General features: G+C 30.2%; 10 protein-coding genes. 2 read left to right on the top strand and 8 right to left on the bottom strand.

Annotated elements, in window-relative coordinates; genetic code table 11:
* A partial coding sequence (locus tag HPY79_11435) for a hypothetical protein (protein NSW46415.1) occupies window positions 1-406 on the bottom strand: 406 nt, incomplete at its 3' end.
* A 271-nt stretch (window positions 407-677) separates the two neighbouring features.
* Window positions 678-3,482 carry a M6 family metalloprotease domain-containing protein gene (locus tag HPY79_11430; GenBank protein NSW46414.1) on the bottom strand — a complete coding sequence of 935 codons (2,805 nt, stop codon included), beginning with the start codon at window positions 3,480-3,482 and terminating at the stop codon, window positions 678-680.
* 267 nt (window positions 3,483-3,749) lie between these two features.
* Between HPY79_11430 and HPY79_11425 the strand changes: the two genes are divergently transcribed.
* On the top strand, window positions 3,750-5,657 hold the full coding sequence (locus HPY79_11425) for a hypothetical protein (protein NSW46413.1): 1,908 nt from the start codon (window positions 3,750-3,752) through the stop codon (window positions 5,655-5,657).
* Window positions 5,658-5,663: 6 nt separating this feature from the next.
* Window positions 5,664-5,912, top strand: a complete 249-nt coding sequence (locus tag HPY79_11420; GenBank protein NSW46412.1) for a SpoIIE family protein phosphatase — start codon at window positions 5,664-5,666, stop codon at window positions 5,910-5,912.
* On the opposite strand, the gene HPY79_11415 is transcribed toward HPY79_11420, so the two are convergent.
* The 6 genes from HPY79_11415 to HPY79_11390 all read right to left on the bottom strand — a co-directional run.
* Window positions 5,909-6,280 carry a LytTR family transcriptional regulator gene (locus HPY79_11415; protein NSW46411.1) on the bottom strand — a complete coding sequence of 124 codons (372 nt, stop codon included), beginning with the start codon at window positions 6,278-6,280 and terminating at the stop codon, window positions 5,909-5,911. The two genes, HPY79_11420 and HPY79_11415, sit on opposite strands and share 4 nt — an antisense overlap.
* Complete coding sequence (locus HPY79_11410) at window positions 6,268-7,701, bottom strand: T9SS type A sorting domain-containing protein (GenBank protein NSW46410.1); 1,434 nt, start codon at window positions 7,699-7,701, stop codon at window positions 6,268-6,270. Before HPY79_11410 ends, HPY79_11415 begins: the two co-directional genes overlap by 13 nt.
* A 109-nt stretch (window positions 7,702-7,810) precedes the next feature.
* Window positions 7,811-8,560: a response regulator transcription factor gene (locus HPY79_11405; GenBank protein NSW46409.1), complete on the bottom strand. Its 750-nt coding sequence runs from the start codon at window positions 8,558-8,560 to the stop codon at window positions 7,811-7,813.
* Complete coding sequence (locus HPY79_11400; GenBank protein NSW46408.1) at window positions 8,553-10,571, bottom strand: tetratricopeptide repeat protein; 2,019 nt, start codon at window positions 10,569-10,571, stop codon at window positions 8,553-8,555. Before HPY79_11400 ends, HPY79_11405 begins: the two co-directional genes overlap by 8 nt.
* A gap of 23 nt (window positions 10,572-10,594) precedes the next feature.
* Window positions 10,595-11,614 (bottom strand): PorP/SprF family type IX secretion system membrane protein, encoded by a 1,020-nt coding sequence (locus HPY79_11395; GenBank protein NSW46407.1) that lies wholly within the window; start codon window positions 11,612-11,614, stop codon window positions 10,595-10,597.
* A gap of 19 nt (window positions 11,615-11,633) precedes the next feature.
* The coding region (locus HPY79_11390; protein NSW46406.1) for a gliding motility-associated C-terminal domain-containing protein at window positions 11,634-12,118 on the bottom strand (485 nt) is incomplete at its 5' end.

The following is a 12,118-nucleotide window of genomic DNA, read 5'->3' as shown; positions in this document are numbered from 1 at the left end:
CAGAAGCAATTCTACCGGCTTTATTATTATTAACACGTAAATTAATAGGAACATTATCGATAGTTCCAATAAAATTTGTTCCATCAACTGTGCCCGAATTACCAAGAAGCATCCAAGCTTTGTCTGACCCCACTAACATCACCCATTTTGTGCCATTCCAATAATAAAACCCAGGTACTACGTCGCTTGTAGTTGCTGTATTGTAAACAACTAAGCTCGTTGCTGGTGATGAAATTGTACTAGCATCATTAGTGCTGGTTAGTGCTACTCGTGGTATTAATAATCCTTTATTCGACCAATCTATGTCTAATGCTGCAGACGTATGAGGAGAATTACCGGAAGTATTTAATGCTATTTGTCCAAAAATATTTGATATTGCACAAATATCCATTATTATAACTATCAAATATCTATTTATCGATATTTTCTTAAATATTCTCAACATTTTCTAATCAATTTTTATTAAATAATTTCATGTTTCAAGCCGCACCAATATTGATGTATAAAACTAAAACAAAGATATAATTATCAAATATTACTAAACAAGCACTATTAAGCAACGGACTATTTCCGCCAATATTCGGTTTATTCTATCTTATTTTCGAAAAAAATAAGACAAAGAGGATTGATATCATCCTCTTCGTCTTAAAACTTAATATTTAACCAATAAAATTTTATTATTTACTAATTACAATCTTCTTTGTTTGTTTAATATCATTCACACTATATTCGAGTAAATATATACCATTTTCAAACGATGTTAAGTCTATTGTATTTTCATTGTTATTTATTTGAAAAGTTTTACAGAGCTTGCCCTCTATACTATAAACACGAATAGTTGCTCCAACTTCTATATTGTTGAATGTAACAAATCCGGTTGTTGGATTTGGGTAAACTTGCCATTCTTCGTTATTCGGTTGTGCACTTAGCATCGACTTTGAAGCTGGCGTATGGATTGTAACCTGATTCCCATAAGCAGTTCCATAAGTATTTGTAGCATACGCTCTAACATAATAAGTTGTATTAGGCTGAAGGCCAGTTAAATTTGCACTATAACTTCCTGTTCCGCTACCATTGATAGAACGCAAGTCATTTATAGTGGGGTTTCCGGTTGTATTCCAGCAAACACCTCTTTGTGTAACAGAAGCAGTTCCCTGACTTGAAACATTTCCACCACCAATAGCCGTCGTTGATGAGGTTACAGAAGGTGTTGTTGAAGTTACTAATGGTAATGATGAGGTAGATCCTCCGGATACAGGAGTTGTAAACGAAATAGTATTTCCGTTTGTAGTTCCTGCCGAGCTAGTTGCAACAACCTTATAATAATATGTTGTAGATGCACTAAATCCTGTTAAACTTATACTAACATTAGTCGTTGTTGAACCAGAAACTGTTGAAGGAGATGCATTATACTCCCAAGGCGATGATACGTTTGAAGATGTCCATAATAAGAATTTAACCGTTGTTGACAATCCTTTTGCATTAACTTGTCCATTAAGAGTTGCAGTGGAGCTGGTAACATTGGTTGGCGAAGTAGTGGTAACTACAGGAGCCGATGCAGTAGTAGTTGGCGTAGTAAAATTTAAGATGCTCCCTAAAACAGTAGAACCATTATAAGTCACTTTTACTCTATAATAGTATGTAGTTCCGGGTGTTAATTGGATTAAATTACAATTAACAGATGTTGTTGTTGTTCCTGTAACAGATGAAGGATTTGCATTAAAGGTATAAGACAAATTGGAAGAAGAAGTTCCCAATAGGAATTGAACACTAACCGTATTATTATTCGCTTTTACAGTTCCATTAAGTGTTACTGTAGTAGAAGTCAAATTTGTAACGGCAGTAGTGGTTACAGTTGGAGTCGAACCTCCACTACTTCCTCCACCCATAAAGCTAAAGCTAACTTGTTTTGTTGAGGAGTTTTCAACAATATTAGTAATTGGCTTATTGGTATTATTATTTGCCCAGGACTTCATATTTGGTGTTGTGGCATCGGTAAGCATAGTTTTATTGCCTGTACCAGGAAAAGGCACCGAAGGTGAATACATTTCGCCATAAGAACCATTTTGTTTAGGATCATTGGCATATCCGGCATTTACAATATATACTCGTTGTGGATGAGTTGTATTTACACTATTAGAACTAATATAACTTGTCATTTGTGGGTGAATATGGTAAATTAACAATCCTTTGCCTGGCAAATATGTATCAAAACCAATACGTTGACGATTTTCTATCAAAAAATAATCATTGGTAGTTGTGGTTAAAACCTTATATATTTGTTTGTTTTGTTCAACATTTGAAGCTGTTATGTTTTGAGCTGATGATAATGTAACAGGCGAAACCCATCCCAGGTAAACCTTACTCCATGCATTATGATGTGCAGGTTTTGTCCCATTATTTAACCATGAACCTGCTGCCATAATATCCCAATAATAAGTACCTTGATAGTAACCTCCGGTGGAATTATCGGTATCATAAAAATCGGGCAAGCCTAAAGCATGTCCAAATTCATGACAAATAACACCAATACTTGTAATAGTTGATGAGGTATATTTTTCAGGTTGAAGTGTATAGTTATTCACATATTTTCCATCAACATAAACAGTTCCTGCTCCATATTGTAATGCCCAATTGTGTGACCAAATATCCGAAGTATTTCCCGTAGCTTCCTCACCAGTACCCGAGTGAATAACAGCTACTAAATCAACATAACCATCTCCATCATTATCGAACTGCGAAAAATCCAATCCGGCATTATTAGCAGCGATGACAGCATCTCTTACAGCTTGTGATGGTCTGATATCAGTTCCTGAACCGCCGGTATTTGCACCATAGTATGCTCTTGTATTAGGTAAAGTTACTACTTGTGTAACCGTCGTGTTTACAACAAGTTGTCCGTAGGATACTTCGTAATAATAATCTTTGAAAGAACCTGTTCCATTATAATTTGCCTGGTTCATAAGGTTATTAAAAGTTGATTGCGAATAAGTAAAAGTTTGATCACTAAAACGAGCTAAAATTAATAATAACTTTCTTGTTCCTTTTGTTGGAAAACCACCCATTTTAGTAACATTTTCTTTTCCATATACCGCTTGCTCTTTTTTTAACCTGATTTGCTCTTTACTATAAAACCATTCTTTTGAAACAGATGAAAGAAAAATATTATCTTCAGCTGTTCGCATTGAAGGGTCAGTTGCCACTTTGTTAGAGGCTACTAAATTATTTTCCTGATCAAGGATTGAATAACATAGATATCCATCATCATTTAACATTAGTTTATATCCATCTATACTTTCTAACCAGTTAATAACAGCATCACCAAGCAGTTTAACATGCACTATTGATCCATTAGGTTGCTTAAATTCATTAACCAAACCTGGAGCTGGAGTGCCATTTCCATAAACGACTGACATGGTTTGACTCCAAAGTACATTACTAATTAAAAGTAATGTCAACGAAATAATAAACATCTTTTTCATAAAATTTTTTTTGGTTTGTATAAAATTAATACATCATTCTTTCGGGAAAAAGACACAAATAAGTAAAGGTTATAAAGATTTAATAAAAGGTATCTTTTTTTATTTTTATGGTAAAGCTGATTTTATTTACCCAAAAACGATTCACATATTATTTTCTGCTATTTGTTTATATTTTTATACTACTTTTATTTGTATTTTTATGTTTTTTACTTATAATTTACGAATTTTTATTAATTCTTTTATTTTTAAACATACTTTTGTATTGAAATGAAATACTTATTTGTAATATCGTTTTTAGTTTTCTTTTCGACCATTCATGGTCAGCAAACAAAGGCTAATAATAAGGTAACACCATATATAAAACAATATATTAAGTATTACAAGAAATCGCAAGTTGATAGTGCACAATTCCTTATCAAATCAATCATTAATTACCATATTAAAAAGATATATCAAGATGATAAACATAAAAAACAAAAAATTGAGCAATTTATTCGTGATTTATACAACATAGCTAAATACTTCCATAGAGAAAGCCAATACGATGAAGCCATAATATTTTTAAAAAATGCATTGAACTTTTGTGCTATTATCAATAATTATGAGTTATCGACAGATTGCTACTCATTGCTAATTGACACTTATAAATCTAAAAATAAAATTGACGAGGCTATAAATATTGCTTTACACCTAATTAAAATAAACGAAGAACATAAAGATACAAGTCTTTTATGTGTTAGCTACATCAATATTGGCAATATATACAATAGTATTCAATATAGTTCAATTAGCCAAAAATATTACAATTTAGCTTACAATTTGGCAAGTTTAAAGGGTTATAACAAAATAAAAGCCCAAGCCCTATATAACCTGTCGCTAATTGAAAGAAAAAAATTACACTACCCTGAAGCAATAGAAAAAACAGCCCAAGCACTAAATATATTTAAACAAATGAAAGACACAAATGGCATTATTTTATGTTATATTGGCTTAGGTAACATTAATGCTGATTTGGGAAACTATCCCCTATCTATTATAGATTATAAAAACGCACTTGAATTATATAATCATAAAAATGACAAAAAAGGAATATCATCTTGCCTTATAAATATAGGTCAAGCTTACTTAGAATATTCTGATTCTACCAAAGACATAACGCTAAAATCAAGGTTTCTAAAAGACGCTTTAAACAATAGCATAAAAGGCTATGAAACAGCAGATGAAATAAAAGACACTAATTTACTTTATTATTCTTCGTACTCATTAATAGATATTTATAACCGAATAGGAGATAAAAGCAAAGCTTTAACTTATGCATACAACCATATACTTTTTTCAGAAACACTTTTTAATAATGATAAGTTAAAAACATTTGCCGAACTCGAATCTAAATATGAAAATGAAGAAAAGCAATTAAAAATAAATCAACTTTATAAAGATAAAAAAATAAATGAACTTGAAATAAATCGACGTAAAGAAAAAGAAAAACTACAATTCTACATTATAATTCTAACTTCAATAATGCTAGTTATTTTACTGATTTCTACCTATTTAATCTTAAAACGTTTTAAGATCACAAAAAGACAGCTAGAGATAATAAAAACACAAAAAGAAAAATTGAATGACCAAAAAAATGAAATAGAAGCTTTATATGATAAACTTACCGATAGTATTGAATATGCGTATAAAATTCAACAAACTATCTTATCAGTTTATAATCCCTTAAAAATTTTACACTTTCAGAGTTTTATTTTATACAGACCCAAAGATGTAGTTTCAGGCGATTTTTACTGGGCTAAAGAAGTTAATCAATTTTCGTTAATCGCTGTTGCTGATTGTACCGGACATGGAATTCCGGGAGCATTTATGAGCATTTTAGGTATTAGCTTACTAAACTCAATTATACATAAAAGAGAAATCACATGTACTTCTGATGCATTAAAAGAAATGCAAAAAGAGCTTAAATATAATTTACATCAATCAAACAACATTTTGCTTAATTACATTGATGATAACATTGAAATAGCACTTATTGCCATTAATAATGAAGAAAAAACAATTGATTACTGTGGAATAGGAATCCCTTTATATTTTTATAATCATATTGAACAACAAATTATTATTTATAAACCGAATGATATTACATACAATATCGCCGAACAAAGTTATGATTAACATTTAATAAATTTCACTCCAAACGATCAATTATTTTTAATTACCGATGGATTTAAAGACCAATTTGGTGGCATGGAAGGGAAAAAAATTCAAGAAGTCAACTTAATTAACTTCTTGAAATCCAATGTACATAAAGATATTAAAACACAAGAAAATGAATGTAATAAATATATAGACGATTGGCAAACAGCAAATAACAAAACATATCCTCAAACCGACGACATAACAGTATTAGGAATTAAATTAAATAATTAGTGTAAATAAAGCTTCATAAAATCGTTCTTTTTTAATCGCGACACATGCAATAAGTTACCTGAAGTTAATATTAACTTCAATGGCAAACCAATAGCAAATCCTTTTACATGTTCTATATTTACAATATACTTATTATGTACTCTGAAAAAATTATATTTTCTCAATAATTCATCATAATATAACAAAGGTTTACTTGATGTATAACGAGTCCCATTTACAAGTGAAAACTCAGTATAACAACCATGAGATTCTAAATACTCTATTTCAGACAAATCAACTACAACACTTGATTTTAAGCTTGGCAAAACAATTTTACGAAATTTAATTTCTTCTATTTTGGTTTCTTCTCTTTCAATTACTTGTTCCATAATATTATTATTTTTTCGTTTTTCTTAAAAGTATTATTTTCAATTTGGATAAAATACATTCCCGAAGCATTAACATTTTTAGTAATATCAATAGATAATATTTCGTATTCAGGCATTAATTCTTCATTAAACCAAATGTTCCCCATTATATCGAATAATTTAATTTTAACCTTTTCGTTCTGATTCAAGCGGATATTAATGCTTTGTCCTTTACTTAGGACGTTAGGACTAATATTTATATTTTCTATTTGTTCTTGTTTGATGTATGTAGGACATAAAACATTATATGTTGCTGTTAATTGAGGGATGTGATTTGTTGAAGGCAAGTTGTTTCTCATACCAAGATACAATTCCCACAGAATAAGACCGCCTAAGTTGTTGTTTAATACAAACTGTGATTTTTCGCTGCAAGAGATTTCATCGTTGTAACTCCAAAATTCATCATCGGCATCGTTAGCTCTATCTATGCTTAAATAGGACATTTTAGCAACATTGTCCCATCGATAAAAATTAGCATCATAAACATTATCCATCATTTCTTGATACGAAAATCTTGTCCACGAAGGAGTTGTTGTATAATATTGCATGGGAGCAGTTACCCCTCCCGTCGGTGTTCCAGATCCTCCTTTCCAACGAAATGCGTCAAAACTAACGCCAATTCCAATTTTTTCTGAAGCAATACCATGTTGAAGCATTTCATTTACCATAGATTGAACACATGGTAAATTATTTCCATAATCATGAATAGGTGCATCATGCCAAGTAAAATTATTATAATCAGTCCACCCGTTCGTCATATCATAAGTCATAATATTCATCATATCGAGCTTATTTTCTAATTGCTTTAGAACAGGTGCCCCATATGAATTAGTAGCACAAGTCAATAAAGGCTGCCGTCCTAGTAAAGAATTATAACGCACTGATAAGGAATCATAAAGCTGTGAAACAAAAGCGTAATACGTTGGATTATCTGTTTGCATTCCAGCAATATAGGGTGACATCACAGGTTCTAAATCTACATCAATACCATCATAACCATAAGTATCAAGCAAATAGAGCAATTCGTTAACACAACGTGTTCTGTTCTCTTGTGTTGATAAGGCATCCATATATGAAACCCACGAAACTACACTTAACAATATTGGTTTGTTGTTTGTATGACAAGCCTGAACTGCACCTACTATTTTTTCGGGTGTCATTCCGTTTGCATTGTAATCTAAACTTCCATCAGCATTTAGATAAGGTCCGTGATGACCAATATGCGTTAATCTTGAAAAATCATATTCATTCAAGCCATTTACATCACCATTATATGACTGATGATAAGTAGGCAAATAACCCAATACCCATTTTGAACAATTTTGACCATTTAATAGTTGAGTCAAAAAAACTAAAGCAATAACTAAAATTTTCATATTCATAACTTACTTTTTTAAAACAAAAATAAGTTTATATCGATTCAAGAAAAAACAATTTTATATAAACGGCTAAATCTGATTAATAAACGGTTCTTTTTTTTTAATAAAAGAACTAAGATTTAAATCTTTGCTTTAAAAACATCTGAAAATCTACACGTTTTCGGCGCGAAAGAGGTAACTTTATGTTATTGATCAATTCAACTATTCCAAAATCTTCTTTGTGTAACTTTACTATATGATGAGTATTTATTAAAAACGATTTATGTATTCTAAAAAAATCGAAATCTAATAACAACTCTTCGTAATATTTAATATTTTTACTCGAGATGTTTTTTGAATTATCAGTAAAATAAAAAGTAGAATAACTCTCGTCAGATTTAATGTAAACGATCTCATCTATTTCTTTAAAAATAACATCATCGAGCGAATATATACCGATTTTTTGAGCTTTATTTGCGTTTAATTTTAAAAAATTTACCTTATCAATAGAATTAAGTTTTTTATTTACAAGCTTAACCGTACTTTCAATAAGATCCTGTATATCTATAGGTTTAAGTAAATAATCCAAGGCATTTAATTTTAATGCTTTAATAGCATAACTCTCATAAGATGTTACAAATATAATTTCAAAATCTATTTGTGAAAGTTTATTAATCAATTCAAATGCATCTCCATCTTCTAATTGAATATCGAGAAACAAAACATCCGGTTTATGTTCATTTAAAAACAATAACGTTTCTTTAATGCTCTTTACTTTACCAATGACAGTTATGTAACGGCAATAATCCGTTAAATACTTTTCTAACAAAAGTTGATTATTAATTTCGTCTTCTACTATTAGTGCAGTTATTTGATTAATCATGATCGTAAAGATATGGGATTTTTATAATAACTAAGGTTCCAAAATTTGATTCTTTTTCTTCATATAATTTTTTAACACTAAATTCGATAGGAAATCCTAATTCTTTGCCCCATAATAAAATTCTTTTTTGAGAAATAGCTAAACCATATGATTTTCTATCTTGATCGGGATCTTGATTTTGAGTTTTTGTCATTCCTTTTCCATTATCAGAAATTTGTGCGATTAAAAAATTATCTTTTGTCGAAAAATAAACATTTATTTCGCCAACATATTCTATCCCCTCAAAAGCATGTTTTATTGAATTTTCAACAATTGGCTGAAAAATTAAAGGTGGAATTAATATGTCTTCTGTAACTATATTTTCTGCAAAATCAATTTTATACACAAATTTATTTTGAAAACGAAACTGTTCTAAGTCAAGATATAGCTTAAGAAATATAATCGATTCATTGAGGGGTTCTATATTATGACTGGAACTAATTAATATTTTTCGCATTAATTGAGAAAATTTTGAAAGGTATTTCGAAGCATTTACAGTATCTCCATTCACAAAATAAAGTTGAATTCCATTTAATATATTTGAAATAAAATGGTGATCGATTTGTGAAGTCAATAATTTGTGATTTATTTCAATAATAGATTTTTCTAAACGGTGCTTAATATTTTCTTGTTTAATTTTATTTCTTTTTATAATTAAAATAATAAGAAAAATGAAGAGTAATACTATGAAAGTAAATAATGTAATGATAAACCATAAATATTTATTGTTTAACCTGAGCTTTTCTTTAATGATTTCCTTTTCATTTTTAGCTTTTAATAGTTTTTTCTCTATCGATAGTACTTGATATTTTTGCTCTATATTTTTCAACTCTGCTTTTGACTCTTCTAATGATAAAGAATCATTCAAAACCATATATTCTCGGAGATATTTATAAGCCTGTTTAGAGTTCCCAAGTAAATTATGACATTGACTTAATTGATCTAAGGTTACTAAATAATCTGAATTAACTTTATTTTTTTGTTTACAAGCCGCTTCTAAATATAATAAAGCTTCATGATATCTTTTTAAAGACATTAAAACTCTCGATATTTGATTATAAGAATTCAGTAATGATATTCTTGGATTATATAAAGAATCATAATAGGCTGCTTTTTTAAAACAATAAAGTGCCTCTATAAACTTCCCTTTTCTTTCATATACTAAACCTTTATTAGAAAATGGATTACCTAAATTTTCGTAATATTTATATTTAATTCCTATTGAAATAGATTTATTTAAATATTCAATAGCTTTATCTAATGAATCTAATCCTTCATATGCAATACCAATATTATTATAAATAGTACAAACATGGTAATTTGATTTTCTTTTTGCATATTTCAAAGCCCTTAAATAATAGTTAATCGCTTTTTGATAATCATACAAATAATCTTCTATACTTCCTAAATTGATTAATACATTCATTTTAACAACATCATTTTTAAACTCTTCATCGTTATCAATATTAGTAAAATAGAAAAAAGACGAATCAATTTTCTCCAATTGAAAATAGTTTACACCTAAAAACAAGTCGATTTCGTGTTCTATTTCTTTATTTTTCATCTTTCTATCATTGAGCATTTTATTCTCTATCAAAATTCTTATTGATTCTCTAAATGCCCCTTTATTGTATAAGGCAAACGCAATCTGATTTTTTAATTTTAAGTAAAGGTATTGATTAGTGTTTTTTATTTTTTTTTCAATTCTTTGACCAAGCATCAACGCACTATCATAAAAACATATATTATTTAAATTTTCGACATGTTTGCAAACTCTTTCATAAAAATCTAAACTGCTACTGTCTTTTACAATTTTATTATTTACTGAATCACTATAAGAAAGATAAACATCAATATTTGCATCATTTAAAGTATTGTTCTTCTTACTATTAGAACAAGATACGATAAAAAACAAAATAATAATTAAATAGTTATAATTCATAAAAAAGCTACTCATTGGGAGTAGCTTCAAAAATACTAATATTTTTCGATTAACTATATCAAGCTATTCGACTTCTTAGGCTTAAATGGCAAATAGCGAAGTGATAATTCTGTGCCACCACGTCCCTTTGAAGCCTTTGTAAGTGATGACAAATTTAAATCATAGCTGATTCCAACGGCAAACATATCCCATTCAAGTTGTAATGAAGTAATAAATGCATCACCAAATCGATAAAAGGTGCCTAAATTAAGCGAACGTGAAGACAAGTTTCCGGTATATTTTGAAGATTCTTGTAAACGATATTTAAAATTCATTCCAGCAAAATACATACGTGATGGACCTTGCATTTGAACTATACCACATGGATTAAGCTGAAAAGGAGTGTTTTTAATACCATACGAAAAACTTCCATGTAAAACCATGCGAATATAACGGCTATCAGCATCTTCCTGAAAACCTGTATTAGGCATATTAACGTGATAAGCAGCAAAACCCAATTGGGCACCTATGGCATCGTTTGATGATAAAGTAGCTGCACCACGTCCATAACTCCATTGAATACCAGCACCTACATCAGGAGCTAAGCGTTTTTGGCTATCAAATACTTCGGCACTTCCAGCATTCGGATTATACTGATATCCATCAAATTGATCGGTCCATGTAAGATTATCGCCAATTTTACGTTGCATAACACCGCCAACAATGCCTGCCGATAGAGAATTCATATCATTTAATAAAACCTTGCCCATTATGGCTAAACTTGCGTTTAGAGTGCTTAATTTAGATGTACCAGCTTGATCGTTAGCGATAATAACACCTAATCCTAATGATGAACCGGTTTTTCCTTGTGATAAAAGTTTTGCATCGACAGAAGCAATAACCGTAGTAAAAGGCTTTGATATGCTTCGCCATTGCTGACGATAATTCAAATTTGTTCGCACAGGAAATGTTAACCCTGTATTGGCAGGATTAAGTAAAATGGGAGCCTCAAATGGCTGAGACAAAGAAAAGTCTTGAGCATAAGCTGAAACAGCTATTCCCATTATTCCTATAATATACATTAACTTTTTCATAACTTCAACATTTTAAGGGTTAACGAATTAAGGTTATATCGCCTTTTATTGTTTTAACTTCACCATCACGCATAGTAATAGTTGCAAAATATACATATACATCGGTATCCAGAGCTTTTCCTCTAAAAGTACCATCCCAAGCTTCGTTCTGATCATACGATTCATATACTTTTTCGCCCCAACGATCGTAAATCTTTAATTCTATTGACTTTATACATCTACCTTGAATCTTCCAAGTGTCATTTTTATTATCACCATTCGGACTAAATGCCAATGGGAAGAACAATTCACCACAATCGGTATCAACGGTAATAGTTATGCAGGCTGTATCGGCACAACCAAATGTATTAGAGCCAATCACACAATACTGAATGGTATTTTCAGGCGAAGCGGTCGGATTTGCACAATCATTACACGATAAAGCGGTTGCTGGATTCCAAAGATAGGTATCGGCACCTGTCGCATTTAAAACGGTTGAATTACCGATTACTATCAACGTATCGG

This window comes from Bacteroidales bacterium (genome assembly GCA_013314715.1).
Taxonomy (GTDB): Bacteria; Bacteroidota; Bacteroidia; order Bacteroidales; family GWA2-32-17; genus Ch61.
Note: the sequence above shows the minus strand (reverse complement) of the source record. Positions and strands in the feature narration are given on the sequence as shown.